Genomic DNA, 26,530 nt, shown 5'->3' on the forward strand with positions numbered 1-26,530 from the left:
CGCCATGACCGACGCCCAACTGCCCACCGAGGACCCGATCGCCGCCACCCGCCTGTGGCTGGAACGCATCGTCATCGGCCTGAACCTGTGCCCGTTCGCCAAGGCCGTCTACGTGAAGGACCAGGTCCGCATCGTGCTCAGCGATGCGACCACGACGGAAGCCCTGGTTGAGCAGCTGGCCGAGGAACTGGTCCTGCTGCGCGATACGCCGGCCGAGCAGATCGATACCACGCTGATCGTGCATCCGCAGGTGCTGACCGATTTCCTCGACTACAACGACTTCCTCGACAACGCCGACGCGGCGATCGAGGCGCTGGACCTGCAGGGCATCCTGCAGGTGGCCAGCTTCCACCCCGACTACCAGTTCGACGGCGTGGCCGCGGACGACGCCAGCAACTACACCAATCGCGCGCCCTTCCCCACCCTGCACCTGCTGCGCGAAGACAGCGTGGCGCGCGCGGTGGACGTCTATCCGGATCCGGACGTGATCGTCGAGCGCAACATCCAGACCCTGGACCGCATCGGCGTGGACGGCTGGCATCGCCGCCTGCGTGGCGAAGACCTGTCGTGAGCACGGTGCCGCCGATTGCCGCTTGGCCGGCCGCGCCGCTGTCGGGCAAGGTGGTGCTGGTCACCGGCGGCGCCAACGGCATCGGCCGTGGCATCGCGCAGGCCGTGCTCGGCGCCGGTGGCCGCGTGCTGATCGGCGACCTCGACGTGGAGGCCGGCGAGGCGTGCCTGGCGGAATGGCAGCGTGGTGAGGATGCCGCGTTCCAGCGTCTGGACATCGCCGACGAAGCCAGCGTGCGCGCCTTCATCGCCGTGGCCCTGCAGCGTTTCGGCCGCATCGACGGCCTGGTCAACAACGCGGGGATTGCCAGCCCGCACGGCACGCTGCTGCAGGACATGGACTGGGACGAGTGGCAGCGCCGGCTGTCTTCGCTGCACGGCGCGTTCCTGTGCAGCAAGCATGCGTTGCCGGCGCTGACCGCCAGCGCCGCCGGTGCGATCATCAACATCGCTTCGACCCGCGCCTGGCAATCCGAAGCACACAGCGAAGCCTATGCCGCAGCCAAGGGCGGACTGGTGGCGTTCACCCATGCGCTGGCGATCAGCAGCGGCCCGGCGGTGCGGGTGAACAGCATCAGTCCCGGCTGGATCGGCACCTGCGAGTGGCAGGCACCCTCACGCCGACACGCACCGGAGTATTCGGCCACCGACCATGCGCAACACCCGGTCGGCCGCGTCGGCCAGCCGGAGGACATCGGTGCGTTGGCCGTGTACCTGCTGTCATCACTGTCCGGTTTCAGCACCGGCCAGGATTTCATCGTCGACGGCGGCATGACCCGGAAGATGATCTACGCCGAATGACCGCTGTGCGGTAGCGCCGGGCCATGCCCGGCGGCTCTTCTTGCCGCGCCGCGCTGCGCGCTCGCCGGGCATGGCCCGGCGCTACCGGGATGCACCGCGTTTTTTTGCGTTTACGCCATGCCCGAGTGGCGCAGCAGCGCATCGATCTGCGGCGCACGGCCGCGGAAGGCCTTGAAGTTGTCCGCCGCCGGGCGGCTGCCACCGCGCGACAGGATCTCATCACGGAAGCGTGCGCCGGTTTCAGCCAGTGCCTGCGGCGCTTCCTCGAAGGCGGCATAGGCGTCGGCGCTGAGTACCTCGGCCCACTTGTAGCTGTAGTAACCCGCGGCGTAACCGCCCGCAAAGATGTGGCTGAACTGGTGCGGGAAGCGGTTCCAGGCCGGCGGGTGGTTCACCGCCACTTCCGCGCGCACGCGGTCGAGCAGCGCCAGCACGCTGTCCTGCGCTGGTTCGAACTGGCTGTGCAGCAGCATGTCGAACAGGCCGAACTCCAGCTGGCGGACGGTGGCCATGCCGCTGTGGAAGTTGCGCGCGGCCAGCATGCGCTCGTACAGCGCGCGCGGCAGCGGCTCGCCACTGTCCACGTGCGCGGTCATCGCCTGCAGGTGGTCCCATTCCCAGCAGAAGTTCTCCATGAACTGGCTGGGCAGCTCCACCGCATCCCATTCCACGCCGTTGATGCCAGCCACGCCCAGCTCGCCGATGCGGGTCAGCAGCTGGTGCAGGCCGTGGCCCATCTCATGGAACAGCGTGGTCACTTCGTTGTGGCTGAAGGTGGCCGGCTTGCCGTTGGCACCGCGGCCGAAGTTGCACACCAGGTAGACCAGCGGCGTCTGCACGCTGCCGTCGGTGCGCACGCGACGGTTGCGGCAATCATCCATCCACGCCCCGCCGCGCTTGCCCTCGCGGGCGTACAGGTCCAGGTAGAACTGGCCAACCAGCGCGCCCTGCGCATCGACCAACCGGAAGAAGCGCGCATCCTCGTGCCACACCGGCGCGCTGTCCTCCTGCACGCGCAGGCCGTACAGCTGCTCGATCACCGAGAACAGGCCACCCAGTACCTTCGGCTCGGTGAAATACTGCTTCACCTCCTGCTCGGAATAGCTGTAACGCGCCTGCTTCAGGCGGTCGGCGGCGAAGGCCAGGTCCCAGGCCTGCAGGCTGTCGATGCCGAGCAGTTCGCGCGCGAACTGCTCCAGCTCGGCGCGGTCCCTGGCCGCGAACGGCTTGGCACGCGCGGCCAGGTCACGCAGGAAACCGAGCACTTCGGCCGGGTCCTGCGCCATCTTGGTCGCCACCGAGTAATGGCCGTACGAATCGAAGCCGAGCAACGCAGCCAGTTCGGCGCGCAGGGCAAGGATGCGGTCGATGTTGCCGCTGTTGTCCAGTGCGTCATCGCCGAATTCGGACGCACGCTGGGCGCTGGCGCGGTACAGGATCTCGCGCAGGTCGCGGTCCTCGCCCCAGGTCTGCACCGGCAGGTAGCACGGCATCTGCAGGGTCAGTTTCCAGCCGGCCTTGCCGTCCTTCTGTGCTGCGGCATGCGCGGTGGCCTTCACGTCTTCCGGCAGGCCCTTCAGCCGCGCTTCGTCTTCGATGATCAGCGACCAGGCATCGGTAGCGTCGAGCACGTTCTGCGAGAACTTCGCCGACAGCGCCGACAGTTCTTCCTTGATCGCAGCAAAACGCTGCTGGGCCTCGGGCGCCAGCTCGGCGCCGCCGAGGCGGAAGTCGCGCAGGGTGTTGTCCAGCACCTTGCGCTGGGCTTCATCGAAATGCGCCGCCTCCGGGCTGGCGGCCAGCGCCTGGTACTGCCGGTAAAGCGCCAGGTTCTGCCCCAGCGCACTGGCGAAGCGGGTCACCCGCGGCAGGTTGCTGTTGTAGGCCTCGCGCAGCTCCGGGGTGTTGACCACGCCCTGCAGGTGGCCGACCAGGCCCCAGGCGCGCCACAGGCGCTCGGTGGCATCGTCCAGCGGGGTCACGAAGGTCTGCCAGGTGACCGGCTGCACCTGCTCGGCTGCGCTGACGGCGGCTTCGGCCTCGGCCAGCAGCACATCCAGCGCCGGCGCCACGTGCTCGGGGCGGATCGCCTCGAAGCGCGGCAGGCCGGAAAAATCGAGCAGGGGGTTGGCAACGGTCACGGCAGGTCTCCAGGGTACGGGCCCGGCAGGCGGGCAGCCCGGTAGATATGGCGCTGCCAGGCATCGCTGACAAGGGGGCACGGCATTCACATCGGCCTTACGCACGCCCCCCGAAGCTCTGGGTGCGGGGGAGTCCGCAGCGGCACGTACCGAACGAGGCCCTACATGGATGGTCTGGCTGCAGTTGCATCCGCCTCACCGGCGCGGTCGCTGGCACTGTCTGCCAGCGCGGCCGAACTGGCCTGGATCGCCGCGCTGTGCGATGCCGGCGACGACGCCCCGCGCCACCTGCAGCAGTTGCAGGCGGTGCTGCAGCAGGGCGGCACGTTCAATGAAAGCCAGGAGTGGTACCCGTTCGAAGTGGTCGAGCGCGGCGCCAGCCAGCTGCAGCTGGGCCATGAGCGCGAGTTCGTGATCTGCGTGCTGCTGTGGTTGCAGGCATTGGCCCAGGGCCGCGCCAGCATCCTGGATCCCACCCTGCACCTGGATGATCGTGCGATGGACATCGAGGCGCTGCCCGATGCACTGCGCGACGCGGTGCTCGACGCCTTCACCGCGGCGGGGTACTGAGACACCGTCGCTTTCGCCGGCATGGCCCGGCGAGAGGGTCGTCCGTGCTACAGCGCTTCCAGGCTGCACCATGGCAGCTCGGGCAAGCCCTGCCCGGCCACCGCAGCGGCCAGCTGCGCATCGGCGCCGTCGACATCGATACCCTGGCGCAGGTACCACGCCGGGTCGTAATAGCTCTGCGCATAGCGTTCGCCGCTGTCGCACAGGATGCTGACGATGCTGCCCTGGTGGCCCGCCTCGCGCATCCATTGCGCCGCCTGCAGCACGCCGATGAAGTTGGTGCCGGTCGAGCCGCCGACACGGCGGCCGAGCTGGCGGCTGACATGGCGCATCGCGGCCAGGCTCAGTGCGTCGGGTACCTTGACCATCGCATCGACGCTGGTCGGGATGAAGCTCGGCTCCACCCGTGGCCGGCCGATGCCTTCCACGCGCGAGCCACCACTGCAGGTCAGGTCGCGCCAGTCCTGTTCACCGGCCACGGCGGCCCGGTAGCCGTCGAAGAACACCGACACTTCCGGGTCCGCGCACAGGATGCGGGTGTCGTGGCGGCGGTAGCTGACATAGCGGCCCAGGGTGGCGGCGGTACCGCCGGTGCCGGGGCTGCACACGATCCATTCCGGAACCGGGCTGGGCTCTTCGGCCATCTGCTTGAAGATGGACTCGGCGATGTTGTTGTTGGCACGCCAGTCGGTCGCGCGCTCAGCGTAGGTGAACTGGTCCATGAAGTGGCCACCGGTTTCACGGGCCAGCTTTTCCGAATCACAGTTGAGGTCGCAGGCGCGTTCGACCAGGTGGCAGCGGCCGCCCTGGAACTCGATCGCGGCGATCTTTTCAGGCGAGGTGGTGGCCGGGATCACTGCAATGAACGGCAGGCCGAGCAGGCGCGCGAAATAGGCTTCGGACACCGCCGTCGAGCCGCTGGACGCCTCGATCACCGGTCGCCCTTCGCGCAGCCAGCCATTGGCCAGTGCATACAGGAACAGCGAGCGCGCCAGCCGGTGCTTGAGGCTGCCGGTGGGATGGCTCGACTCATCCTTCAGGTACACATCGATGCCCTCGAACCCGGGCAGCGCCAGCGGGATCAGGTGGGTATCGGCGGAGCGGTTGAAATCGGCTTCAATCTTGCGGATGGCGGCGGCCACCCATTCACGCTGTGACATGGCGGGCAATCGTTGTCAGGACGGAACGGTGCGATCCGGCCATTGTACGTCGCGGTGCCGTCAGGTGCTGGCCGGTAGAATGCCCCCATCCGGCCGGCAACGGCCCTGTCTGAAGGACCTCCCCCCATGACCATTCCCGCCCTGCGCGATGTCCCCGGCGTCGCCGCCCAGGCCCCGGCCGAAACCACCGGCTTCGTGTTCAACCACACCATGCTGCGGGTGAAGGACATCACCGCCTCGCTGGACTTCTACACCCGCGTGCTCGGCTACCAGCTGATCGACAAGCGCGACTTTCCCGAAGCCCAGTTCAGCCTGTACTTCCTGGCCTACGTCCCAGCTGGCGTGGCGGTTCCGGAAGATGACAGCCAGCGCCGCCTGTGGATGGCCGGCCTGCCGGGCGTGCTGGAACTGACCCACAACCACGGCACCGAGAGCCAGGACGGCGCGGTCTACCACGACGGCAACAGCGACCCGCGCGGCTTCGGCCACATCTGCGTGTCGGTGCCGGACATCGAGGCGGCCTGCCAGCGCTTCGAGGACCTCGGGGTAACCTTCCAGAAGCGCCTGACCGACGGCCGCATGAAGAACCTGGCCTTCATCAAGGACCCGGACGGCTACTGGGTCGAGATCATCGCCAACGTCTGACCCGGAAAGGGGCACAATTCCGGTAGCGCCGGGCCATGCCCGGCGGCCTTGAGCAGGCCGCGCTGCGCGCTCGCCGGGCACGGCCCGGCGCTACCGACTCCGTCCCCTTTTTGAGGTTCGTATGGAAACGATGGAACTGCACCGTGGCCGCCTGATCGACCACATCCAGCTGGTGGTGCGTGACCTGGCCGCCAGCCGCCGCTTCTACCAGGCAGTGTTCGATACGATCGGCATCCCACTGGGCGGCGAAGGGCCGGACTTCTTCTGGGCCGACGAGCTGTTCATTTCCAGCGCCAGCAGCCGTGCCGCCGCCGGCCAGTTGACCGGCCGCCACCATCTCGCCTTCCAGGCCCGCGACAGCGCAACTGTTGACGCCTTCCACACTGCCGCGATCGCCGCCGGCGGTACCGACAATGGCGCGCCAGGCGAACGCCCCTACCACCCGGGCTACTACGGCGCCTTCGTGCTTGACCCCGATGGCAACAACATCGAAGTGGTCTATCACGGGCCGGCGAACTACAGCGCCGATTCGGTGAAGGTTACTTTCTGATATCACCGGCGCCGTGAACGAAGAAGCCGGGCTATGCCCGGCTTCTCTGCTTCCAGCGCTGCGGCCCTCAGTGGGCGGCCATGTAGATGTCCTGCAGCACTGCCTTTTCCAGTTCCAGCTCGCCCAGCAGGTTCTTCACGATATCGCCCAGGCTGAGGATGCCGACCAGGCGGGTGCCTTCAGTGACCATCAGGTGACGGCGCCGCGAGTACGTCATCAACGACATGGCCTGTTTCAGCGTGGCGTCCGGCGCAATGCCCTCCAGACCGGTGGACGGCAGGCTGGAAATCACCCGGCGGCCGGCCTGCGGGCCGTCGTCGGCCAAGGTGCGCACGATGTCCTTCTCGGAAATGATGCCGACCGGGGCATCGTCCTTCATCACCACCAGCGCAGCGATCCTGTTCGCGCTCATCTTGTGGGCGGCGGCACCGATCGTGTCTTCGGCATCGATGGTGATGACAGCTTCTTTCTTGGATTGCAGGAGTTCGCGGACGTTCATTCTTGTTTCCTGGTGCAGGTCACTGAAGTCAAAAAAGTGTGCTCTTCCGATACGCCCCCTCCCCGGGAACAGACCTTTCAGCGCACGTCTGGCGCACCCGGCTGCCGCTTGGAATGACTCGGCAGACGATGTGCTGCAACGCGAACGAGGCGGGTTCAATCGCTCTACCCGAACCTCGGCCAGATCGATTCTACGACTGCGACCCTCGGTCACTACCGGCATCGATAGGACAGTTCGTCGTGGGAACCAACTGACGATCCAGAGAATGGCACCGTGGCTGAAACCGCCGCTGAATACAGGCGGCTTCGCGCATTAAAGAATGATTGCCTGCTGCCGACGACGGACAGAACGCCCGGCGGCTGTCCCACTTCGTACTGCGTCCGGCACAAACGAAAGGGGCCTCGCAGGCCCCTTTCGCATGCAGCATCCCACAGATCCGGGAATGCCTTACTCCACCGTCACGCTCTTGGCCAGGTTGCGCGGCTTGTCCACGTCGGTGCCGCGCGCCAGCGCGGTGTGGTAGGCCAGCAGCTGCACCGGGATGGTATGCACAATCGGGCTGAGCACGCCCGCATGGCGCGGCGTGCGGATCACATGTACGCCTTCGGACGCGTTGAAGTTGCTGTCCTGGTCGGCGAACACGAACAGCTCGCCACCACGCGCACGCACTTCCTGCATGTTCGACTTCACCTTCTCCAGCAGGCTGTCGTTCGGCGCGATCACCACCACCGGCATGTCCTCGTCCACCAGCGCCAGCGGACCATGCTTCAGCTCACCGGCCGGGTAGGCCTCGGCGTGGATGTAGGAGATTTCCTTGAGCTTGAGCGCGCCTTCCAGCGCGATCGGGTAATGCAGGCCGCGGCCCAGGAACAATGCGCTGCTCTTGCGCGCGAAACGCTCGGCCCAGGCGGCGATCTGCGGTTCCATGTTCAGCGCGTGCTGCACGCTGCCCGGCAGGAAGCGCAGCTGTTCCAGGTAGTCCGCTTCCTGCGCCGCGTCGATGCGGCCATGCAGCTTGCCCAGCACCACGGTCAGCTGGAACAGTGCCGCCAACTGGGTAGTGAAGGCCTTGGTCGAGGCCACGCCGATCTCGGCACCGGCGCGGGTGTAGCAGACCAGTTCGCTGGCGCGCGGAATCGCACTTTCCGGCACGTTGCAGATCGACAGCGTGTGCTGGTGGCCCAACGATTTGGCGTACTTCAGCGCTTCCATCGTATCCAGCGTTTCGCCGGACTGCGAGATGGTCACGATCAGATGCTTGGGGTTCGCGTAGGCCGCGCGATAGCGGTACTCGCTGGCGATTTCCACGCTGCACGGCAGGCCGGCGATGGCTTCGATCCAGTAGCGCGCGGTCAGGCCGGCGTAGTAGCTGGTGCCGCAGGCAATGATCTGCACGCCTTCGATGCCCGACAGCACCGCCTCGGCGTTCTTGCCGAACAGCTCGGCCGGGAAGCCACCGGCGTCGATAGCCGCTTCGATGGTGTCGCCCAGCGCACGCGGCTGTTCGTGGATTTCCTTCTGCATGAAATGGCGGTACGGACCCAGCTCCAGCGAGGCCAGCGACACGTCGGACAGGTGCACATCGCGCTCGACCGGCTGGTCATGCTCGTCGAAGATGCGCACGCCATCGCGACGGATCTCGGCGGTGTCGCCCTCTTCCAGGAAGATCACCTTGCGGGTGGCCGAGATCACCGCCGAGACGTCGGAGGCGACGAAATTCTCGCCCTCGCCCAGGCCGATCAGCAGCGGGCACCCCATGCGCGCGCAGACGAAGCGCTCCGGCTCGGCGCGGCTGACCACGGCCAGCGCATAGGCACCGGTCAGTTCCTTCACCGTGTGCTGCAGTGCCACCAGCAGATCGTCGCCATCCTTCAGATGATGATGGATCAGGTGCGCGATGACTTCGGTATCGGTCTGCGATTCAAACGTGTAGCCCAGCGCGCGCAGCTTCTCGCGCTGCTCTTCGTGGTTCTCGATGATGCCGTTGTGCACCAGGGCCACACCGTGGCTGATGTGCGGATGTGCATTGGCCTCGGTGACACCGCCGTGGGTGGCCCAGCGGGTGTGGCCGATGCCCAGCACCGCATTGAAGCCCTCGGCCTCGGCCGCCATGGCCATTTCCGACACGCGGCCGGTACGACGCACGCGGCGTACATCGCGGCGCTCACCCTGGTCGACTACCGCAATACCCGAGGAATCGTAACCACGGTATTCAAGACGCTTCAGCCCCTCGATCAGTACCGGCACCACGTCGCGATCAGCGATCGCACCCACGATTCCACACATGTCACGCGTTTCCTTGAAGACGATCAGCGCATTCTAGCCCGCGCGTCCGGCGTCGCCCTCCTGTCCGCTTAATGAAAGTGTCCGGAAAGGTGTCCGCGGACACCCGGACACTTCGCCTCCTCATCCAACCTGTTGAACCAAAAGGAAATAAAGTTGGCACGCAACCTGCTTGGTACTGGCTACCACCGTCAGGCACGCACCCGATGATCCGCGACACTTCCGCACAGGACCAGATCGTTTCCTCCGCCCCGGCCGGCACCACCCGCGCAAGCTGGCACCGCTACCGCTGGCCGGCACTGGGCGCCATCGTGCTACTCGCCGGCATCGGCTGGGCCGTGCACGCCTGGTCCAACGCCAGTCGCTCCTTCGACAGCAGCCGCGTGCGCATCGCCGAGGTGAAGCGGGGCGACCTGGTCCGTGACATCGCTGCCGACGGCCGCGTGATCGCCGCCAACAGCCCGATCCTGTACGCGATCTCGGCCGGTACCGTGGACCTGAAGGTCGTCGCCGGTGACGTGGTCAAGAAGGGCCAGGAGCTGGCGATCATCGACAGTCCGGAACTGCGCAGCAAGCTGGCCCAGGAACAGGCAACGCTGGCCGGCCTGGAAGCCGAGGCCAGCCGCGCCGCGCTGGACGCCACCCTGGCCCGCGCCAAGTCGCGCAAGGAAACCGACCAGGCCACCATCGAGCGGCAGGCCGCCGACCGCGACCTGCAGCGCTACCAGCGCGGTTACGACGGCGGTGCGGTACCGCAGATCGACCTGGCCAAGGCCAAGGATTCGCTGAAGAAAGCCGACATCGCCCTGGCCAATGCCACCACCGATGCGCGCCTGCAGAGCCAGGGCGCCGACCTGGATGCCCGCAACAAGCGCCTGCTGGCCGACCGCCAGAAAGCGGTGGTGGCCGAAGTGCAGCGCCAGGTCGATGCGCTGACCCTGCGCGCGCCCTTCGATGGCCAGGTCGGCCAGGTGCAGGCCGTGCAGTCCACCAACCTGGCCGCCAACGCGCCGGTGCTGGGCGTAGTCGACCTGTCCAAGTTCGAGGTCGAGATCAAGGTGCCGGAGAGCTTCGCCCGCGACCTGGCGATCGGCATGCCCGCCCAGCTGACCGGTGGCAACGGCCAGCCGTTCCCGGGCGAGATCAGCGCGGTGTCGCCGGAAGTGGTCAACGGCGAGGTCAACGCCCGCGTGCGCTTCGCCAGCGCGCAGCCGGAAGGCCTGCGCCAGAGCCAGCGGATGTCGGTGCGCGTGCTGCTCGATACCCGCAAGAACGTGCTGAAGGTCGAGCGCGGCCCGTTCGTCGAACAGGGCAACGGCATGGCCTACGTGATGGATGGCCGCACCGCCGTGCGCCGCCCGGTGGAACTGGGCGTCAGCAGCCTGGGCGAAGTGGAAATCAAGTCGGGTGTGCAGCCGGGCGACCGCATCGTGGTCTCCGGCAGCGACCTGTTCAAGGACGCCGAACGCGTCTCCGTCAACTGATACCTGAATCCTGGAGAGAGGACACCCCATGTACATGCTCGAAATGCGTTCGGTCGCCAAGGTCTTCCGCACCGAACAGGTGGAAACCCACGCGTTGCGCTCGCTGGAACTGCAGGTCAAGGAAGGCGAGTTCGTCGCCGTCACCGGTCCGTCCGGTTCCGGCAAGACCACCTTCCTCAACATCGCCGGCCTGCTGGAAACCTTCACCAGCGGTACCTACATGCTGGACGGGCAGGATGTGAGCACGCTGGGCGATGACGCCCGCAGCCGCCTGCGCAACCAGAAGATCGGCTTCATCTTCCAGGGCTTCAACCTGATCCCCGACCTGAACCTGTTCGACAACGTCGACGTGCCGCTGCGCTATCGCAAGATGAGCGCCAACGAGCGCCGCGAACGCATCGAGAAGGCGCTGACCCAGGTCGGCCTCGGCTCGCGCATGAAGCACTACCCGAACGAGCTGTCCGGCGGCCAGCAGCAGCGCGCGGCGATCGCACGTGCCCTGGCAGGCAGCCCGCGCCTGCTGCTGGCCGACGAACCGACCGGCAACCTGGACACGCAGATGGCCCGCGGCGTGATGGAGCTGCTGGAGGAGATCAACGCTGCCGGCACCACCATCGTGATGGTCACCCACGATCCGGAACTGGCCGCGCGCGCGCAGCGCAACGTGCATATCGTCGATGGCCAGGTGACCGACCTGGTGCGCGAGCCGGTGCTGGCCACGCCGCCGCGCCACATCGTCGCCGTCAACGAGTGAGGGCCCCACCATGTTCGCCTACTACGCCCGACTGGCGGTGCGCAGCTTCCGCCGCAACAAGGTCCTGACCGCGCTGATGGTGGTTGCCATCGCGCTCGGCATCGGCGCCTCGATGACCACCCTGACCGTGTTCCACGTGCTGTCCGGTGACCCGATTCCCGGCAAGAGCGACCGCCTGTTCTACGTCCAGCTCGACGCCGCGACCGGCGCCTACGTCGCCGGCGAGGAACCGGAAACCCAGCTGACCCGCTTCGACGGTGAAGCCCTGCTGCGCGAAGCCAAGGGCGAGCGCCAGGCGCTGATGAGCGGCGGCGGCGGCACCATCGAACCGGACAACAGCACCCTCAAGCCCTTCAGCATCGACACCCGCTGGACCTCGGCCGACTTCTTTCCGATGTTCGAGGTGCCCATGCAGTACGGCCGCCCTTGGACGCGCGAGGACGATGAAGGCCGTGCGCGCGTGGTGGTCATCTCCAAGGCGCTCAATGACAAGCTGTACCAGGGCGCCAACAGCGTGGGCCGCGACCTGCGCATGGAAGGCCAGAGCTATCGCATCGTCGGCGTGATGAAGGAGTGGAGCCCGGAGCCGCACTTCTACGACCTGACCACCGGCAGCTACGGCAAGAACGAGGACCTGCTGCTGCCGATTTCCACCTCCTTCGACCTGAAACTGGGCAGCAACGGCAACATGAACTGCTTCGGCGAGAATCCGGACGGCAACAGCTACTCGCTCAACGCACCGTGCGCGTGGCTGCAGTACTGGGTGGAGATGGACCCGGCCAAGGCTGGCGACTACCGTCGTTACCTGGAGAACTACTCGACCCAGCAGCGCGAGGCCGGCCGCTTCAAGCATCCGCCGAACGTGCGCCTGCGCACCGTGATGGAATGGCTGGACTTCAACGGCGCGGTGCCCAGCGACGTGCGCCTGCAGCTGTGGCTGGCGTTGGGCTTCCTGGGTGTCTGCCTGGTCAACACGGTGGGCCTGCTGCTGGCCAAGTTCCTGCGTCGCAGCGGTGAGATCGGCGTACGCCGCGCGCTCGGTGCCAGCCGCGGCCAGATCTTCCTGCAATGCCTGGTGGAAGCAGGTGCGGTCGGCGTGGTCGGTGGCGTGCTGGGCATCGGCCTGGCCCTGCTCGGCCTGTTCGCGGTGCGCCAGCAACCGGTGGAGTACGCAAAGCTGGCCCACCTGGACGGCAACATGCTGCTGCTTGCGCTGGGCTTGACCCTGTTCGCCAGCCTTGCCGCCGGTTTCCTGCCTGCCTGGCGCGCCATGCAGGTCACTCCGGCCATCCAGCTCAAGTCGCAGTAAGCACCCGAACGAGGACTCCCATGGACATCCGCCCCATCATCAGCACGCTGCGCCGGCACAAGACTGCCGCTGCCCTGATCGTGCTGGAAGTCGCACTGACCTGCGCCATCGTCTGCAACGCGCTGTTCCTGGTCAGCCAGCGCGTGGAGAAGATCAGCATGCCCAGCGGCATCGCCGAGAACGAACTGGTGATGCTGCGCGTCAGCGGCATCGGCAAGCAGACCGATGCCATGGCCCGCACCCGCGAGGACCTGGCATCGCTGCGCGCAATTCCTGGCGTCAGCAACGTCACCATCATCAACCAGGTTCCCTTCCGCAACGGCTCCTCCAGCAGCAGCATCTCGCGCGAGGTCGACCAGGAACGGCCGACCACCAACGCCTCGATGTACACCCTGTCCGAGAACGGGCTGGCCACGATGGGCATCAACCTGATCGCAGGCCGCGATTTCCTGCCCGACGAATACCAGAACTTCGAAGACGCCAGCAAGGGCGGCGCCAAGGAAAAGGCGATTCCGGTGATCTTCACCCAGGCCACCGCCGCCAAGATGGAACCCAGCGGCAGTGCGCTGGGCAAGACCTACTACATGGGCAAGCAGCCGCTGCATGTGGTCGGCATCGTCGACACGCTCAGCACGCCCAATGGCTGGAATGACAACTGGACCAACTCGATGCTGCTGCCCATGCGGCGCACCTTCGATGAAGGTGGCACCTATGTGCTGCGCACTTCGCCAGAGCGCCGCCAGGAGGTCCTCGATGCCGGTGCCGCCGCGCTGGAACGCAACGATCCCAACCGGCTGATGCGCGACAAGCTGACCTATGAAGACCAGCGCAAGGACTTCTTCAAGAACGACCGCGCGATGGTTGGCCTGCTGATCACCGTCAGCATCTCGCTGCTGGTGGTCACCGCATTGGGCATCATCGGCCTGGCCAGCTTCTGGGTGCAGCAGCGCAGCAAGCAGATCGGCATCCGCCGCGCACTCGGTGCCACCCGCGGGCAGATCCTGCGCTACTTCCAGACCGAGAACTTCCTGCTGGCCTCGCTGGGGATCGTGCTGGGCATGCTGGCAGCCTACGCGATCAATCTGGCACTGATGAACCTGTACGAGCTGCCACGCATGCCCCTGTACTACCTGCCGCTGGGCGCGCTGCTGCTGTGGGTGCTGGGCCAGGTCGCGGTGTTCGGACCGGCCCGGCGCGCGGCGGCGGTCCCGCCCGCAGTTGCCACGCGGGGCGCGTGAGATGCGTGCCTGCCGGGTGCTGTTGATGGCACTGCTGCCACTGCCGGCGCTGGCCGACGGTGGCAGCTCGCAGACGCTGGAATGGCGCCAGGATGATACCCGCCTGGCGCTGCGCTCGACCGAGGGCCAGGTACGGGTGGACGCCGCGCGTCCGGAAGCCCGCTTCGGCATGCGCAGCGGCGACCGCATCCTGCGCCTGGACGATACGGCTGTGCGGCGGATCGAGCATCTTGCCGATGCGCTGCGGCATTCCACTGCCCCGACTGCGTACCTGTTGCTGCGCCGCGACAAACGCGAGCTCACCGTCCCGGTGGACGCCGCCTCGTGGCGGCTGGCGCTGGTCGCTCCGCCACCGCCGGCACCACCGCCTCCACCAGCGCGGCGCTGAAACCAGCCCGCCCTCGTCGCCACGGCTTTGGCTATGCTTGATGGGTGGCGCCGGGCTCTCCCGGCGTATGGATACGAACACGGCTCCATCGGCGCCGCCCATCCCTTTCTGCAGAACTGCTTGATGCCTTCGATCCTGATCATCGACGACAACGCCAGCGTGGGCACCGCGCTGGACGTGCTGTTCTCCCTGCATGACATCGACACCCTGCAGGCGCAGAGCCCGGCCGAAGGGCTGGCCCTGCTCGAGTCGCAGCCGGTCGACCTGGTGATCCAGGACATGAATTTCAGCGAGGACACCACCTCCGGCGAAGAAGGCGAAGACCTGTTCGCACAGATCCGCGCGCGCCACCCGGACCTGCCGGTGATCCTGCTCACCGCCTGGACCCACCTGAGCAGTGCGGTGGACCTGGTCAAGGCCGGCGCCGCCGACTACCTGGCCAAGCCCTGGGACGACCGCAAGCTGCTGACCACGGTCAACAACCTGCTCGAGCTGTCCGAGGCGCGGCGCGAGCTGGACCGCCGCCGCAGCCGTGAGCTGCGCCAGCGCAATGCGCTGGAAGAAAAGTACGAGCTGTGTGGTGCGGTCTTCGCCGATCCGGCCAGCGAGCGCATCATCGCGCTGGCCTGCCAGGTCGCGCGCTCCGAACTGCCGGTGCTGATCACCGGCCCCAACGGCGCTGGCAAGGAGAAGATCGCGCAGATCATCCAGGCCAACTCGCTGGTGGCCAAGGGCCCGTTCATCACAGTCAACTGCGGCGCCCTGCCCTCGGAACTGATCGAGGCCGAACTGTTCGGTGCCGAGGCCGGCGCATATACCGGCGCCAACAAGGCACGCGAGGGCAAGTTCGAAGCCGCCGACGGCGGAACGCTGTTCCTGGACGAGATCGGCAACCTGTCGCTGGGCGGCCAGATGAAGCTCCTGCGTGTGCTGGAAACAGGGCGCTTCGAGCGCCTTGGCTCCAATCGCGAGCGCCAGGTCAAAGTCCGCGTGGTCAGCGCGACCAATGCCGACCTGCCGGCGATGATCCGCGACGGCACCTTCCGCGAAGACCTGTACTACCGCCTCAATACGGTGGAACTGGTCCTGCCACCATTGGCCGAGCGCCCGGGCGACATCGTGCCCCTGGCCGAGCGCTTCCTGACCGCCGGCAAGCCACTTTCCAGCGCCGCCACCGCGGCCTTGCAACGGCACCCCTGGCCCGGCAACGTGCGCGAACTGCGCAACGTGATCCAGCGGGCCGAGCTGCTGGCGACCGGCAACCGCATCGAAGTGGCCGACCTGAACCTGCCGCGCGCCGCACCTGCGCCGCGACCGGCAGCCAGTGCCGGCAATGATCCTGACCGTGCGCGCATCGAGGATGTGCTGGCGCGCAACCACGGCGTCATCGCCCAGGCCGCCGCCGAACTCGGCCTGAGCCGCCAGGCACTGTACCGGCGCATGGACCGGCACGGCATCCCACGCGAATGAAACGGCGCTCGTTCACCTTCCGCCTGTTCCTGCGCCTGCTGCCGGTGCTGGCGCTGGCCGCCGCGTTGCCGTGGCTGCTGGCCTACTGGATGGACCACGGCTGGGTGGTGACCACGGTGTCGGCGCTGATCCTGCTGTCGCTGATGTGGTGGACCCTGCGCCGTGCCACCGCGCCGGTACGTTCATTGATGCGCGCCTTGGCCGGCACCACCAGCAGCTACCGCGACGGTGAGTACAACTTCGGTGTGTACTGGCCGGGCAACGACGAACTGGGTGACCTGGTGCAGGCGCACCGCGAACTGGGCGATGTACTGCGTGAGCAGCGGCAGGGCCTGGTGCAGCGTGAACTGCTGCTGGACACGATGGTGCAGAACACGCCGGTGGCGATGCTGCTGATCGCCTCGGGCGGTGATGGCATCGCCCGCGTGGTGTTCTCCAATCTGGCGGCACGCAAGCTGCTGCATGGCGGCTGGAAGCTGGAAGGCCAGCGCCTGGAGGACGTACTGGAACAGGTGCCGGTGGAACTGCGCGATGCCATCGCCCGTGGCGGTGACAGCCTGTTCGCGGTGCATGCCGAGGGCGAGGACGGCGACGAGGATGACGAGCAGGTCTACCATCTCTCGCGCCGCGCGTTCCAGCTCAACGGCCGCCCGCACGACCTGTTGCTGGTGCGGCTGCTGACCGCCGAACTGCGCCGCCAGGAAGTGCAGACGTGGAAGAAGGTGATCCGGGTGATCAGCCACGAGCTCAACAACTCACTGGCACCGATCGCCTCGCTGGCCCACTCCGGTGGCGTGCTGGTGCAGCGCGAGCGCTTCGATCGGCTGCCGGAGATCTTCACCACCATCGAAGACCGCGCGCGCCACCTGGAAGGATTCATCCGTGGCTATGCGCGCTTCGCCAAGCTGCCGCAACCGCAACTGCAGACCGTGCACTGGGCGCCCTTCCTGTCCAGCCTGCGCCAGCAGATTCCGTTCAGCATGGAACGTGAACCGGACGAGGAACTGAGCAGCCGGATCGACATCGCGCAGTTCGGGCAGGCGCTGTTGAACCTGCTGAAGAACGCGCATGAAGCCTGTGCCGAAGCCGATCCGCCCAATGATGACGTGCAGGTGCAGCTGACGCGGTTGCCGCAATGGCTGCGCCTGGATGTGCTGGACCGTGGCAAGGGCATGAACGAGCAGGTGCTGCAGAACGCACTGATGCCGTTCTATTCGACCAAGCGCAACGGTACCGGGTTGGGACTGGCACTGACCCGCGAGATCGTGGAGGCGCACGGTGGGCGGGTGTCGCTGCAGAACCGCGGTGATGGCGGGCTGTGCGTGTCGATCCTGTTGCCGGTGGGGTGAGCGTGCCGATCGGGTAGATCCACGCCATGCGTGGATGTGCCGACCAGGGTCGGCACCTACCAGACCCGCCGCATCGCCACCCGCAGGTGCATCGGAAACCCGAGCGCGGCCTCTTCGGCCATGACGGCGCGCAGGCCATCGTTCCACTCCGCCTCCGGCACTTCAACGAATCCTTCGCTGGCATAGAAGGCTGCATTCCACGGCACATCGCTCAAGGTGGTCAGCACCGCTGCAGCAAAGCCGGTGGCCCTGGCCTGCGCCAAGGCATGCCGCAGCAATGCACGGCCATGGCCACGACGCGCGTGCGCTGGATCCACATCCATCTGCAGGACATGGAACTCGCCTGCCAGGTCGCCGGCCAGCAGGTAGCCGGCAATGCCGCCGCCGGCGCCATCCACCACCCAGAGCTGTCCACGCTCACGACCGTCCTGCAGCGTCGGCAGGTCCAGGCCGTGGCCGGCAAACACCGGATAGGCCTCGTGGCCCCTCAGCAGTTCACCTGCACGCTGTTCGATCGCCGGCAGCACACCCAGCTCATCGGTGCGCGGCACCCGTGGCTCAGGACTTCTTGACCGGGCGCTTCCAGCCATCGATGGTTTCCTGTCGTGCACGTGCCAGCGTCAGCTTGCCGTCCGGCGCGGTGCGGGTGATGACCGACCCGGCAGCGATGGTCGCGCCCTCGCCGATGGTGATCGGCGCCACCAGCGAGCTGTTGGAGCCGATGAAGGCGTTGTCGCCGATGGTGGTGGTCGACTTGTTCACGCCATCGTAGTTGCACGTGATGGTGCCGGCACCGATGTTCACCCTGCTGCCGATCACCGCGTCACCCAGGTAGGTGAGATGGTTCGCCTTGCTGCCGACGCCGAGGGTGACCTTCTTGGTTTCGACGAAGTTGCCGACGTGTACGCCATCGGCCAGCACGGTACCCGGCCGCAAGCGTGCGAACGGGCCGATCTGCGCGGCACCTTCGGTCACCACGCCTTCCAGGTCGCAATGCGCGCGCACTTCGGTGCCGGGCCCCAGGTTGACGTCCTTCAGCCGGTTGAACGGGCCTACGGTAACGCCGTCTCCGAGCACGACGTTGCCTTCAAGAACAACGTCGACATCGATCAGCACGTCGCTGCCCACGGTGACGGTGCCACGGATATCCAGGCGTGCCGGGTCGCGCACGCGCGCGCCCTGAGCGCACAGCGCACGCACCGCACGGCGCTGCCAGGCGCGTTCCAGCTGCGACAGCTGCCACGGATCATTCGCGCCCTCAGCCTCCTGTGCATCGGCGACCAGGGCCATCTCGGCCGGGGTGTACTCATGCGCGGCAAACGCGAACACATCGGTAAGGTAGTACTCGCCCTGCGCATTGCTGTTGGACAGCTGCGACAACCAGCGGCGCAGCGCGGTCGACTCTGCGGCGATGATGCCGGTGTTGACCGTGCGCACGCGCAGCTGGTCGTCGGTGGCGTCCTTCTGCTCGACGATGGCGCCCACCTTGCCCTCTGCATCGCGCAGCACCCGGCCGTAACCGCTCGGGTCATCGACATCGGCCACCAGCACTGCCAGCCGGCCCGGCTGCGCCAGCAGGTCGCGCAGGGTCTGCGCGCGGATCAGCGGCACATCGCCGTACAACACCAGCACCTGCGCAGCGTCGGGAACCTGCGGCATTGCCTGCGCCACTGCGTGGCCGGTACCGAGCTGCTGGGCCTGTTCGGCCCACTGCAGGTCGGGCTGGCCGGCGAAGTACTGACGCACCGCCTCGCCACCATGGCCGTAAACCACGTGGATGGCCGCCGGCTGCAGCTCGCGGGCCGCATCGATCACGTGCGCCAGCATCGGTTGGCCGGCGATCGGCTGCAGCACCTTCGGCAGCACCGACTTCATGCGCTTGCCGGCGCCGGCGGCGAGGATGATGACGTGCAGGGCTTGGGTCATGGGAGCAGCAGTCCGTAGTTCGTTGCCGGTGATTCTAGAGCGTGGGCCGTTAACATGGGCATCCCTCCTCCTTCACCATGCTGATGAGCCTGCTCCGCCAGGGAAGCACCTACCTTGTGATCGGGCTCGTGCAGCTGCTGGTCGATTGGCTGGTGTTCGTGGTCGCCACCGCGCTGGGCATGCCGGTTGCGCCGGCCAACATCGCCGGTCGCCTGGCCGGCATGCTGCTGGGCTTCTGGCTCAACGGCCGCTACACCTTTGCCGAGGCCGGTGCCGGCAAGCTGGGATGGAAGCGCTTCGCACGCTTCTTCGGGCTGTGGCTGCTGCTGACGGCAGCGAGCACGCTGCTGGTCAGCCTGGTCGACCAGGCGCTGGGCCTGCAGTACACGTGGCTGGCCAAGCCGCTGGTGGAAGGCGGGCTGGCATGCGTGTCGTTCCTGTTGATGCGCCATGTGGTGTATCGCTGATACCACCGACACACGCCCCGGCGCTGCCAGCAGAAACAAAAACGCCGGCACAGGGCCGGCGTTCTCGTGGGTGCAGCGCGAACCTCAGTGCTTGAGATTCTTGCGCAGGCGTTCCAGTGCCTGCAGCTGGACGACGGCTTCAGCCAGCTTCTGCTGGGCTTCGGCCACTTCCATCGCTTCGCCGCGGTTGGCCAGGATGCGCTCGGCTTCTTCCTTGGCCTTGCGGACCGAGGCTTCGTCGATGTCCTGCGCGCGGATCGCGGTGTCGGCCAGCACGGTCACCACCTGCGGCTGCACTTCCAGGATGCCGCCGGAAATGGCGAAATCCAGCTGCTCGCCGTTCGGCGTGGTCACCACCACCTTGCCCGGCTTCAGGCGGGTGATCAGCGGCGCGTGCTTGGGCGCGATGCCCAGTTCGCCCAGCTCACCGGTGGCCACGACCAGGGTCGCTTCGCCACGGAAGATTTCCTGCTCGGCGCTGACGATGTCGCAACGGATCGTGCTCATGCAAATCTCTTCGCTGTTCGCGGCGGCGCAATGCCACCGTGGGGGTCCACCGGCGCGGGCGGTTGCCCGGCGCCGGCGTCAGGTCGGCCAGGATCGCTCCTGCCCGTCCCGGATCAGGCCTTCTCGGCCATCTTCTTGGCCTTCTCGACCGCTTCTTCGATGCCGCCGACCATGTAGAACGCCTGCTCCGGCAGGTGGTCGTACTCGCCATCGACGATGGCCTTGAAGCCACGGATGGTGTCCTTCAGCGGCACGTACTTGCCCGGCGAACCGGTGAACACTTCGGCCACGTGGAACGGCTGGCTGAAGAAGCGCTCGATCTTACGGGCGCGCGACACGGCCTGCTTGTCCTCTTCGGACAGTTCGTCCATGCCCAGGATCGCGATGATGTCCTTCAGTTCCTTGTACTTCTGCAGGGTCTGCTGGACGCGCTGGGCGGTGTCGTAGTGCTCGTGGCCGATGACCAGCGGGTCCATCTGGCGGCTGGTGGAGTCCAGCGGATCGACGGCCGGGTAGATACCCAGCGAGGCGATCGAACGCGACAGGGTGACGGTCGAGTCCAGGTGGGCGAAGGTGGTCGCCGGCGACGGGTCGGTCAGGTCGTCCGCGGGAACGTAGACGGCCTGGATCGAGGTGATCGAGCCGTTCTTGGTCGAGGTGATGCGCTCCTGCAGGACGCCCATTTCCTCGGCCAGGGTCGGCTGGTAACCCACTGCGGACGGCATACGGCCCAGCAGTGCCGACACTTCGGTACCGGCCAGGGTGTAGCGGTAGATGTTGTCGACGAACAACAGGACGTCCTTGCCCTTGCCGTTTTCGTCCTTCTCGTCGCGGAAGTACTCGGCCATGGTCAGGCCGGTCAGCGCGACGCGCAGGCGGTTGCCCGGCGGCTCGTTCATCTGGCCGTACACCATCGCCACCTTGTCCAGGACGTTGGAGTCCTTCATTTCGTGGTAGAAGTCGTTGCCCTCACGGGTACGCTCACCCACGCCGGCGAACACGGACAGGCCGCTGTGCGCCTTGGCGATGTTGTTGATCAGCTCCATCATGTTGACGGTCTTGCCGACGCCGGCGCCGCCGAACAGGCCGACCTTGCCGCCCTTGGCGAACGGGCACATCAGGTCGATGACCTTGATGCCGGTTTCCAGCAGCTCGGTGGCCGGGGACTGGTCTTCATACGACGGCGCAGCGCGGTGGATTTCCCAGTTGTCGCTGGCAGCGACCGGGCCGGCTTCGTCGATCGGACGGCCCAGCACGTCCATGATGCGGCCCAGGGTGCCGGCGCCGACCGGCACCGAGATGCCGCGGCCGGTGTTGACGGCAACCAGGTTGCGCTTCAGGCCGTCGGTGGAACCGAGGGCGATGGTACGCACCACGCCGTCGCCCAGCTGCTGCTGGACTTCGAGGGTGATCTCGGTGTTTTCGACCTTCAGTGCGTCGTACACCTTCGGCACCGATTCACGCGGGAATTCGACGTCGACGACCGCGCCGATGATCTGAACGATCTTGCCCTGACTCATTGCTGCATCCTCTAATGTGTGCTTTGAACGAACGCGGTCAGACTGCTGCCGCGCCGCCGACGATTTCGGAGATTTCCTGGGTGATCGCTGCCTGGCGCGCCTTGTTGTAGACGAGCTGCAGAGTGCCGATCAGCTTGTTGGCGTTGTCGCTCGCCGCCTTCATCGCAACCATGCGTGCGGCATGCTCGGAGGCGACGTTTTCCAGCAGTGCCTGGTACACCAGCGACTCGATGTAACGCGTCATCACGTGCTCCAGCACGGTCGCGGCATCGGGTTCGTACAGGTAGTCCCAGTCGTGGTGAGCGACCTGCTTCTCGGCCGGCGGCAGCGGCAGCAGCTGATCGAAGCTGGCCTTCTGCACCATGGTGTTCACGAAGCGGTTGTAGACCAGGTACACGCGGTCGATCTTGCCTTCGGTGAAGGCGTCGAGCATGACCTTGATCACACCGATCAGCGATTCCAGCTTCGGCACGTCGCCGATGTGGGTCACGCTGCCGACCATGTTGACCTTCACGCGGCGGAAGAAGGTCGATGCCTTCTGGCCGATGGTCACCAGGTCCACTTCGGCACCCTTGTCCTGCCATGCCTTGGCTTCGCCCAGCATCTTGCGGAACAGGTTGTTGTTCAGGCCGCCGGCCAGACCGCGATCGGAGGAGATCACGATGAAACCGACCCGCTTTACCTGCTCACGCTCGACCAGGAACGGATGCTGGTAGTCGGTGCTGGCCTGGGCCAGGTGACCGATCACCTGCTTCATCGCCTGCGCGTACGGACGCGAGGTCTTCATCCGATCCTGCGCCTTGCGGATCTTGGAGGCCGAGACCATTTCCAGGGCGCGCGTCACCTTGCGGGTGTTCTGCACGCTCTTGATCTTGGTTTTGATTTCGCGTCCGCTTGCCATCTCTTGTTTCCCGTGGCGCGGGGCTGATGCCCCGCGTTGTTCAACCGTTTGTCATCTGGTCCAGCGGAGCCGGTGGCTCCGCTCTACAGGACCGCGATTACCAGCTGCCGGTGGTCTTGAACTCGGCGATGCCCTTCTTGAAGGCACCTTCGATGTCGTTGTCCCAACCGCCGGTAGCGTTGACCTTGCTGATCAGCTCGCCCTGGGTATTGGCGAAGTGGGCGTGCAGGCCTTCTTCGAACGCCAGCAGCTTGTTGACCGGCACGTCGTCGAGGTAACCCTCGTTGACGGCGTAGATCGACAGCGCCTGGTTGGCGATCGACATCGGCGCGTACTGCTTCTGCTTCATCAGCTCGGTGACGCGCTGGCCACGCTCCAGCTGCTTGCGGGTCGCTTCGTCCAGGTCCGAGGCGAACTGCGCGAAGGCAGCCAGTTCACGGTACTGGGCCAGCGAGATACGGATGCCGCCCGACAGCTTCTTGATGATCTTGGTCTGGGCCGAGCCACCGACGCGCGACACCGAGATACCGGCGTTCACGGCCGGGCGGATGCCGGCGTTGAACAGGTCGGTTTCCAGGAAGATCTGGCCGTCGGTGATCGAGATCACGTTGGTCGGAACGAACGCGGACACGTCGCCGGCCTGGGTTTCGATGATCGGCAGCGCGGTCAGCGAACCGGTCTTGCCGGTGACCTTGCCTTCGGTGAACTTCTCGACATATTCCTCGGACACGCGGGCAGCGCGTTCCAGCAGGCGCGAGTGCAGGTAGAACACGTCACCCGGGTAGGCTTCGCGGCCCGGCGGGCGCTTCAGCAGCAGCGAGATCTGGCGGTAGGCGACAGCCTGCTTGGACAGATCGTCGTACACGATCAGCGCGTCTTCGCCGCGGTCCATGAAGTACTCACCCATGGTGCAGCCCGAGTAGGCGCTGATGTACTGCATGGCAGCCGATTCGGAAGCGGTCGCGGCCACCACGATGGTGTGGGCCAGCGCGCCGTTCTCTTCCAGCTTGCGCACGATGTTGGCGATGGTCGAAGCCTTCTGGCCGATCGCAACGTACACGCACTTGATGCCGGTGCCCTTCTGGTTGATCACCGCATCGATCGCCATGGCGGTCTTGCCGGTCTGGCGGTCACCGATGATCAGCTCGCGCTGGCCACGGCCGATCGGGATCATCGAGTCGACCGACTTGTAACCGGTCTGCACCGGCTGGTCGACCGACTTGCGCCAGATCACGCCCGGAGCAACGCGCTCCACCGGAGCGGTCAGGTCGGTGCCCAGCGGGCCCTTGCCGTCGATCGGCTCGCCCAGCGCGTTCACGACGCGACCCAGCAGTTCCGGACCGACCGGCACTTCCAGGATGCGGCCGGTGGTCTTGGCGACATCGCCTTCGCGCAGGTGCTCGTAGTCACCCAGGACCACGGCGCCGACCGAGTCGCGCTCCAGGTTCAGGGCCAGTGCGAAGGTGTTGTTCGGCAGTTCGATCATTTCGCCCTGCATCACGTCGGCCAGACCGAAGATGCGCACGATGCCGTCGGACACGCTGGTCACGGTGCCTTCGTTGCGCGATTCCGCGGCCAGCTTGACCTTCTCGATGCGGTTCTTGATCAGTTCGCTGATTTCGGAGGGGTTGAGCGTGGTTGCCATCGTCAAGTCCTAGTGCCGGCAGCGGGGCCGGACGTTAAATGAATTCAGTTAGCGAGCGCGGTCTGCAGACGGGCCAGCTTGCCCTTCAGCGAACCATCGATGACCACGTCGCCGGCGTCGATCACGGCGCCGCCGATCAGCGAGGCATCGACCGCGGTGGTCACGTCGACCTCGCGGTTGAAGCGCTTGCGCAGCGCGACCTTGATCGCGTCCAGTTCACCGGCCGACAGTTCGGCAGCCGAGGTGACGGTGGCCTTGACCACGTGCTCGGCTTCGGCGCGCAGGGCGTCGAACATGCCGGAGATTTCCGGCAGCAGCGGCAGGCGATGCGATTCGGCCAGGATGGCCAGGAAGCGCGAGTAGGTCTCGCCGTGGGACACCGGCGCCAGCAGGGCGACGGCGTCGTCACGACCCAGCTCCGGGTTGGCGAGCAGGGCCGCCACGCGCGGATCGGCGGCGACGTGGGCGGAGAACGCCAGGGCGTCCGACCACGGCGCGAACGCGCCTTCGTCGCGCGCGGTCGCGAACGCGGCGCGGGCGTACGGGCGGGCAAGCGTGAGGGCCTGGCTCATCCTTAGATCTCCGAGGCCAGCTCGTCGAGCAGCGCCTTGTGGGCGTTGGCGTCGATTTCGCGCTTGAGCAGCTTTTCGGCACCGGTCACGGCCAGCGCGGACACCTGCTTGCGCAGATCTTCACGGGCACGGTTGGCGGCGGCGTCGATTTCAGCCTGGGCCAGTTCCTTCTGACGGGTGGCTTCGGTGATCGCTTCGTTGCGGGCAGCATCAACGATCTGGTTGGCACGCGCATGGGCCTGATCGATGATCTCGTTGGCCTTGGTGCGGGCTTCCTTCAGCGCTTCGTTGACCTTCTCCTGCGCCTGGGCCAGATCTTTCTGGCTGCGGTCGGCAGCAGCGAGGCCTTCAGCAATCTTCTGCTGGCGCTCTTCGATCGCGTTCATCAGCGGCGGCCAGATCTTGGTCGCGATGATCCAGATCAGACCAGCGAAGGCCAGCGCCTGCGCAAGAAGGGTGAAATTGATATTCATGGTTAGCTCGATCGCTGGTTTCGGGGTGGACGCGCCGCCGAAGCGGCACATCCGGCCTTCATCCGAAACCGGGTGCATCAGCACCCGGTCGTCTCAAACCGCTGTATCAGCCGGCCAGAGCCTTGGTGACGGCGCCAGCGAAGGCAGCCGACAGCGGGTTGGCGAAGGCCAGCAGCAGGCCAACGGCGACCGAGATGATGAACGCGGCGTCGATCAGGCCGGCGGTGATGAACATGCGGACCTGCAGGACCGGGATCAGTTCCGGCTGGCGGGCGGCCGACTCCAGGAACTTACCAGCCATGATGGCCAGACCCAGACCGGCGCCCAGCGCGGCCAGGCCGATCATGATGCCGACGGCAAGGGCGGTGGAGCTCTGAATCTGCGCGAAGTTGGTCAGGACGGCGAAGTACATGGTTATCTCCAGGAACTTAAGTTGCTAAGGGTGATGAAACGGATGAAGGTTGAAACGCGTTGAAGCTTGAAACTCAGTGAGCGTCTTCCGACAGGCTCAGGTACACGATCGACAGCATCATGAAGATGAAGGCCTGCAGCGGGATCACCAGCAGGTGGAACAGCATCCAGCCGAGGCCGAACACACCACCGGCAATGGCACCGAAGAAACCGGCACCACCCAGCACCCAGATCAGCAGGAACACGATTTCGCCGCCGAACATGTTGCCGAACAGTCGCATCGCCAGCGAGATCGGCTTGCTCAGCCACTCGACGATGTTGAGGATCAGGTTGAACGGCATCATCCACTTGCCGAACGGCGCCGTCAGGAATTCCTTGATGAAGCCGCCCAGGCCCTTGGACTTGAGCGCGAAGAACAGCATCAGGAAGAACACGCTGATGGCCATGCCCAGGGTGGCGTTGACGTCAGCGGTCGGGACCGGCTTCCAGTAGTGCACGCCCGCCCATTCCAGCGGCTTGGCGATGAAATCGGCCGGGATCATCTTCAGCAGATTCATCAGCAGAATCCAGAAGAAGATGGTGATGGCGATCGGCGTGACCAGCTTGCTCTTGCCGTGGTAGGTGTCCTTGGCCTGGCGGTCGACGAACTCCAGGCAGATCTCGACGAAGGCCTGCCACTTGCCCGGCACGCCGGCGGTGGCCTTGCGGGTGCCCAGCCAGAACGCGACAACGATCACCAGGCCCATCAGGACCGCAGTGAGGAAGGTATCGACGTGGATATGCCAGAACATACCCTCACCCTTGCCGACCGGCGCGGTCAGGTTGTGCAGGTGATGCTGGATGTAGCTGGTAGGGGTTAGAGCCTCGCCCGCCATGTGTCCGGAACCTTCAGTTAAT

Annotated in this window: 27 protein-coding genes; 13 read left to right on the forward strand and 14 right to left on the reverse strand. The window is 66.1% G+C overall.

The features are described from left to right. Positions 1-4: 4 nt before the first annotated feature. Both AC2A1N_RS16205 and AC2A1N_RS16210 read left to right on the forward strand, forming a co-directional pair. Positions 5-571, forward strand: a complete 567-nt coding sequence (locus AC2A1N_RS16205) for a DUF1415 domain-containing protein (RefSeq protein WP_061479870.1) — start codon at positions 5-7, stop codon at positions 569-571. Then, on the forward strand, positions 568-1,371 hold the full coding sequence (locus tag AC2A1N_RS16210; RefSeq protein WP_242893586.1) for an SDR family oxidoreductase: 804 nt from the start codon (positions 568-570) through the stop codon (positions 1,369-1,371). The genes AC2A1N_RS16205 and AC2A1N_RS16210 overlap by 4 nt, the downstream gene beginning before the upstream one ends. A 110-nt stretch (positions 1,372-1,481) precedes the next feature. Here AC2A1N_RS16210 and AC2A1N_RS16215 read toward each other — a convergent pair whose 3' ends face one another. Continuing rightward, entirely contained in the window at positions 1,482-3,512 is a 2,031-nt protein-coding gene (locus AC2A1N_RS16215; RefSeq protein ID WP_242893589.1) for a M3 family metallopeptidase, read from the reverse strand. 165 nt (positions 3,513-3,677) lie between these two features. Here AC2A1N_RS16215 and AC2A1N_RS16220 point away from each other — a divergent pair, with 165 nt between their 5' ends. After that, positions 3,678-4,082 carry a hypothetical protein gene (locus tag AC2A1N_RS16220; RefSeq protein ID WP_061479872.1) on the forward strand — a complete coding sequence of 135 codons (405 nt, stop codon included), beginning with the start codon at positions 3,678-3,680 and terminating at the stop codon, positions 4,080-4,082. 47 nt (positions 4,083-4,129) lie between these two features. Here the strand turns inward: AC2A1N_RS16220 and AC2A1N_RS16225 are convergent, their stop codons facing one another. Beyond that, on the reverse strand, positions 4,130-5,242 hold the full coding sequence (locus AC2A1N_RS16225) for a PLP-dependent cysteine synthase family protein (RefSeq protein WP_065178017.1): 1,113 nt from the start codon (positions 5,240-5,242) through the stop codon (positions 4,130-4,132). A 126-nt stretch (positions 5,243-5,368) separates the two neighbouring features. Between AC2A1N_RS16225 and gloA the strand changes: the two genes are divergently transcribed. After that, the gene (gene gloA, locus AC2A1N_RS16230) at positions 5,369-5,887 is read left to right on the forward strand and encodes a lactoylglutathione lyase (RefSeq protein ID WP_033834977.1); all 519 of its coding nucleotides are present in this window, start codon (positions 5,369-5,371) and stop codon (positions 5,885-5,887) included. 121 nt (positions 5,888-6,008) lie between these two features. After that, the gene (locus AC2A1N_RS16235) at positions 6,009-6,437 is read left to right on the forward strand and encodes a VOC family protein (RefSeq protein ID WP_019660719.1); all 429 of its coding nucleotides are present in this window, start codon (positions 6,009-6,011) and stop codon (positions 6,435-6,437) included. A gap of 67 nt (positions 6,438-6,504) precedes the next feature. On the opposite strand, the gene AC2A1N_RS16240 is transcribed toward AC2A1N_RS16235, so the two are convergent. Together AC2A1N_RS16240 and glmS are read right to left on the reverse strand one after the other, a co-directional pair. After that, positions 6,505-6,936, reverse strand: coding sequence for a CBS domain-containing protein (locus tag AC2A1N_RS16240; RefSeq protein ID WP_033834978.1), 432 nt, complete (start codon positions 6,934-6,936; stop codon positions 6,505-6,507). 447 nt (positions 6,937-7,383) lie between these two features. Beyond that, on the reverse strand, positions 7,384-9,222 hold the full coding sequence (gene glmS / locus AC2A1N_RS16245; RefSeq protein ID WP_242893592.1) for a glutamine--fructose-6-phosphate transaminase (isomerizing): 1,839 nt from the start codon (positions 9,220-9,222) through the stop codon (positions 7,384-7,386). A gap of 203 nt (positions 9,223-9,425) precedes the next feature. On the opposite strand from glmS, the gene AC2A1N_RS16250 reads away from it, so the two are divergent. From AC2A1N_RS16250 to AC2A1N_RS16280, 7 genes are all read left to right on the forward strand, one after another. Continuing rightward, entirely contained in the window at positions 9,426-10,703 is a 1,278-nt protein-coding gene (locus AC2A1N_RS16250) for an efflux RND transporter periplasmic adaptor subunit (protein ID WP_061479879.1), read from the forward strand. A gap of 28 nt (positions 10,704-10,731) precedes the next feature. Then, positions 10,732-11,457, forward strand: coding sequence for an ABC transporter ATP-binding protein (locus AC2A1N_RS16255; protein WP_014038558.1), 726 nt, complete (start codon positions 10,732-10,734; stop codon positions 11,455-11,457). 10 nt (positions 11,458-11,467) lie between these two features. Further along, on the forward strand, positions 11,468-12,766 hold the full coding sequence (locus AC2A1N_RS16260; protein WP_242893595.1) for an ABC transporter permease: 1,299 nt from the start codon (positions 11,468-11,470) through the stop codon (positions 12,764-12,766). Positions 12,767-12,786: 20 nt separating this feature from the next. After that, the gene (locus tag AC2A1N_RS16265; RefSeq protein WP_061479880.1) at positions 12,787-14,004 is read left to right on the forward strand and encodes an ABC transporter permease; all 1,218 of its coding nucleotides are present in this window, start codon (positions 12,787-12,789) and stop codon (positions 14,002-14,004) included. 1 nt (position 14,005) lies between these two features. Then, a complete protein-coding gene (locus AC2A1N_RS16270; RefSeq protein WP_484372870.1) occupies positions 14,006-14,392 on the forward strand; it encodes a hypothetical protein in 387 nt (128 codons plus the stop codon). Between the two features lie 123 nt (positions 14,393-14,515). Next, a complete protein-coding gene (locus AC2A1N_RS16275; protein ID WP_180867774.1) occupies positions 14,516-15,862 on the forward strand; it encodes a sigma-54-dependent transcriptional regulator in 1,347 nt (448 codons plus the stop codon). Continuing rightward, a complete protein-coding gene (locus AC2A1N_RS16280; RefSeq protein WP_242893599.1) occupies positions 15,859-17,211 on the forward strand; it encodes a sensor histidine kinase in 1,353 nt (450 codons plus the stop codon). Before AC2A1N_RS16275 ends, AC2A1N_RS16280 begins: the two co-directional genes overlap by 4 nt. A 56-nt stretch (positions 17,212-17,267) precedes the next feature. Here the strand turns inward: AC2A1N_RS16280 and AC2A1N_RS16285 are convergent, their stop codons facing one another. Both AC2A1N_RS16285 and glmU read right to left on the reverse strand, forming a co-directional pair. Next, the gene (locus AC2A1N_RS16285; RefSeq protein WP_061479884.1) at positions 17,268-17,801 is read right to left on the reverse strand and encodes a GNAT family N-acetyltransferase; all 534 of its coding nucleotides are present in this window, start codon (positions 17,799-17,801) and stop codon (positions 17,268-17,270) included. After that, the gene (glmU, locus tag AC2A1N_RS16290; RefSeq protein WP_242893601.1) at positions 17,770-19,137 is read right to left on the reverse strand and encodes a bifunctional UDP-N-acetylglucosamine diphosphorylase/glucosamine-1-phosphate N-acetyltransferase GlmU; all 1,368 of its coding nucleotides are present in this window, start codon (positions 19,135-19,137) and stop codon (positions 17,770-17,772) included. Before glmU ends, AC2A1N_RS16285 begins: the two co-directional genes overlap by 32 nt. A gap of 83 nt (positions 19,138-19,220) precedes the next feature. Between glmU and AC2A1N_RS16295 the strand changes: the two genes are divergently transcribed. Further along, the gene (locus tag AC2A1N_RS16295) at positions 19,221-19,604 is read left to right on the forward strand and encodes a GtrA family protein (protein ID WP_061479886.1); all 384 of its coding nucleotides are present in this window, start codon (positions 19,221-19,223) and stop codon (positions 19,602-19,604) included. Between the two features lie 84 nt (positions 19,605-19,688). Here the strand turns inward: AC2A1N_RS16295 and AC2A1N_RS16300 are convergent, their stop codons facing one another. From AC2A1N_RS16300 to atpB, 8 genes are all read right to left on the reverse strand, one after another. Beyond that, a complete protein-coding gene (locus AC2A1N_RS16300; RefSeq protein ID WP_005419509.1) occupies positions 19,689-20,111 on the reverse strand; it encodes a F0F1 ATP synthase subunit epsilon in 423 nt (140 codons plus the stop codon). A 113-nt stretch (positions 20,112-20,224) separates the two neighbouring features. Beyond that, positions 20,225-21,631 carry a F0F1 ATP synthase subunit beta gene (atpD, locus tag AC2A1N_RS16305; protein ID WP_005419510.1) on the reverse strand — a complete coding sequence of 469 codons (1,407 nt, stop codon included), beginning with the start codon at positions 21,629-21,631 and terminating at the stop codon, positions 20,225-20,227. 37 nt (positions 21,632-21,668) lie between these two features. Then, positions 21,669-22,532 (reverse strand): F0F1 ATP synthase subunit gamma, encoded by an 864-nt coding sequence (atpG, locus tag AC2A1N_RS16310; RefSeq protein ID WP_005411129.1) that lies wholly within the window; start codon positions 22,530-22,532, stop codon positions 21,669-21,671. 97 nt (positions 22,533-22,629) lie between these two features. Further along, positions 22,630-24,177 (reverse strand): F0F1 ATP synthase subunit alpha, encoded by a 1,548-nt coding sequence (gene atpA / locus AC2A1N_RS16315; protein ID WP_005419511.1) that lies wholly within the window; start codon positions 24,175-24,177, stop codon positions 22,630-22,632. 44 nt (positions 24,178-24,221) lie between these two features. Then, complete coding sequence (locus tag AC2A1N_RS16320) at positions 24,222-24,749, reverse strand: F0F1 ATP synthase subunit delta (protein ID WP_005411131.1); 528 nt, start codon at positions 24,747-24,749, stop codon at positions 24,222-24,224. A 2-nt stretch (positions 24,750-24,751) separates the two neighbouring features. Beyond that, positions 24,752-25,222 (reverse strand): F0F1 ATP synthase subunit B, encoded by a 471-nt coding sequence (locus AC2A1N_RS16325; protein WP_005419512.1) that lies wholly within the window; start codon positions 25,220-25,222, stop codon positions 24,752-24,754. A gap of 106 nt (positions 25,223-25,328) precedes the next feature. Further along, positions 25,329-25,634 (reverse strand): F0F1 ATP synthase subunit C, encoded by a 306-nt coding sequence (gene atpE, locus AC2A1N_RS16330; RefSeq protein WP_005411133.1) that lies wholly within the window; start codon positions 25,632-25,634, stop codon positions 25,329-25,331. A 73-nt stretch (positions 25,635-25,707) separates the two neighbouring features. Next, the gene (atpB, locus tag AC2A1N_RS16335) at positions 25,708-26,508 is read right to left on the reverse strand and encodes a F0F1 ATP synthase subunit A (RefSeq protein WP_005411134.1); all 801 of its coding nucleotides are present in this window, start codon (positions 26,506-26,508) and stop codon (positions 25,708-25,710) included. Positions 26,509-26,530: the final 22 nt, after the last annotated feature.

This window comes from Stenotrophomonas maltophilia group sp. SKK55 (genome assembly GCF_057179845.1).

What these genes read in the sequence shown, in the direction of transcription:
- AC2A1N_RS16300 (WP_005419509.1), bottom strand. Translation starts at nt 20,111, where the DNA reads ATGAGCACGATCCGTTGCGACATCGTCAGCGCCGAGCAGGAAATCTTC.
- glmS (WP_242893592.1), bottom strand. Translation starts at nt 9,222, where the DNA reads ATGTGTGGAATCGTGGGTGCGATCGCTGATCGCGACGTGGTGCCGGTA.
- AC2A1N_RS16255 (WP_014038558.1), top strand. Translation starts at nt 10,732, where the DNA reads ATGTACATGCTCGAAATGCGTTCGGTCGCCAAGGTCTTCCGCACCGAA.
- AC2A1N_RS16285 (WP_061479884.1), bottom strand. Translation starts at nt 17,801, where the DNA reads ATGGCTGGAAGCGCCCGGTCAAGAAGTCCTGAGCCACGGGTGCCGCGC.
- AC2A1N_RS16270 (WP_484372870.1), top strand. Translation starts at nt 14,006, where the DNA reads ATGCGTGCCTGCCGGGTGCTGTTGATGGCACTGCTGCCACTGCCGGCG.
- atpA (WP_005419511.1), bottom strand. Translation starts at nt 24,177, where the DNA reads ATGGCAACCACGCTCAACCCCTCCGAAATCAGCGAACTGATCAAGAAC.
- AC2A1N_RS16295 (WP_061479886.1), top strand. Translation starts at nt 19,221, where the DNA reads ATGAGCCTGCTCCGCCAGGGAAGCACCTACCTTGTGATCGGGCTCGTG.
- glmU (WP_242893601.1), bottom strand. Translation starts at nt 19,137, where the DNA reads ATGACCCAAGCCCTGCACGTCATCATCCTCGCCGCCGGCGCCGGCAAG.
- atpB (WP_005411134.1), bottom strand. Translation starts at nt 26,508, where the DNA reads ATGGCGGGCGAGGCTCTAACCCCTACCAGCTACATCCAGCATCACCTG.
- AC2A1N_RS16280 (WP_242893599.1), top strand. Translation starts at nt 15,859, where the DNA reads ATGAAACGGCGCTCGTTCACCTTCCGCCTGTTCCTGCGCCTGCTGCCG.
- AC2A1N_RS16320 (WP_005411131.1), bottom strand. Translation starts at nt 24,749, where the DNA reads ATGAGCCAGGCCCTCACGCTTGCCCGCCCGTACGCCCGCGCCGCGTTC.
- AC2A1N_RS16275 (WP_180867774.1), top strand. Translation starts at nt 14,516, where the DNA reads ATGCCTTCGATCCTGATCATCGACGACAACGCCAGCGTGGGCACCGCG.
- AC2A1N_RS16325 (WP_005419512.1), bottom strand. Translation starts at nt 25,222, where the DNA reads ATGAATATCAATTTCACCCTTCTTGCGCAGGCGCTGGCCTTCGCTGGT.
- AC2A1N_RS16250 (WP_061479879.1), top strand. Translation starts at nt 9,426, where the DNA reads ATGATCCGCGACACTTCCGCACAGGACCAGATCGTTTCCTCCGCCCCG.
- gloA (WP_033834977.1), top strand. Translation starts at nt 5,369, where the DNA reads ATGACCATTCCCGCCCTGCGCGATGTCCCCGGCGTCGCCGCCCAGGCC.
- AC2A1N_RS16235 (WP_019660719.1), top strand. Translation starts at nt 6,009, where the DNA reads ATGGAAACGATGGAACTGCACCGTGGCCGCCTGATCGACCACATCCAG.
- AC2A1N_RS16265 (WP_061479880.1), top strand. Translation starts at nt 12,787, where the DNA reads ATGGACATCCGCCCCATCATCAGCACGCTGCGCCGGCACAAGACTGCC.
- atpD (WP_005419510.1), bottom strand. Translation starts at nt 21,631, where the DNA reads ATGAGTCAGGGCAAGATCGTTCAGATCATCGGCGCGGTCGTCGACGTC.
- AC2A1N_RS16260 (WP_242893595.1), top strand. Translation starts at nt 11,468, where the DNA reads ATGTTCGCCTACTACGCCCGACTGGCGGTGCGCAGCTTCCGCCGCAAC.
- AC2A1N_RS16240 (WP_033834978.1), bottom strand. Translation starts at nt 6,936, where the DNA reads ATGAACGTCCGCGAACTCCTGCAATCCAAGAAAGAAGCTGTCATCACC.
- atpG (WP_005411129.1), bottom strand. Translation starts at nt 22,532, where the DNA reads ATGGCAAGCGGACGCGAAATCAAAACCAAGATCAAGAGCGTGCAGAAC.
- atpE (WP_005411133.1), bottom strand. Translation starts at nt 25,634, where the DNA reads ATGTACTTCGCCGTCCTGACCAACTTCGCGCAGATTCAGAGCTCCACC.
- AC2A1N_RS16205 (WP_061479870.1), top strand. Translation starts at nt 5, where the DNA reads ATGACCGACGCCCAACTGCCCACCGAGGACCCGATCGCCGCCACCCGC.
- AC2A1N_RS16225 (WP_065178017.1), bottom strand. Translation starts at nt 5,242, where the DNA reads ATGTCACAGCGTGAATGGGTGGCCGCCGCCATCCGCAAGATTGAAGCC.
- AC2A1N_RS16220 (WP_061479872.1), top strand. Translation starts at nt 3,678, where the DNA reads ATGGATGGTCTGGCTGCAGTTGCATCCGCCTCACCGGCGCGGTCGCTG.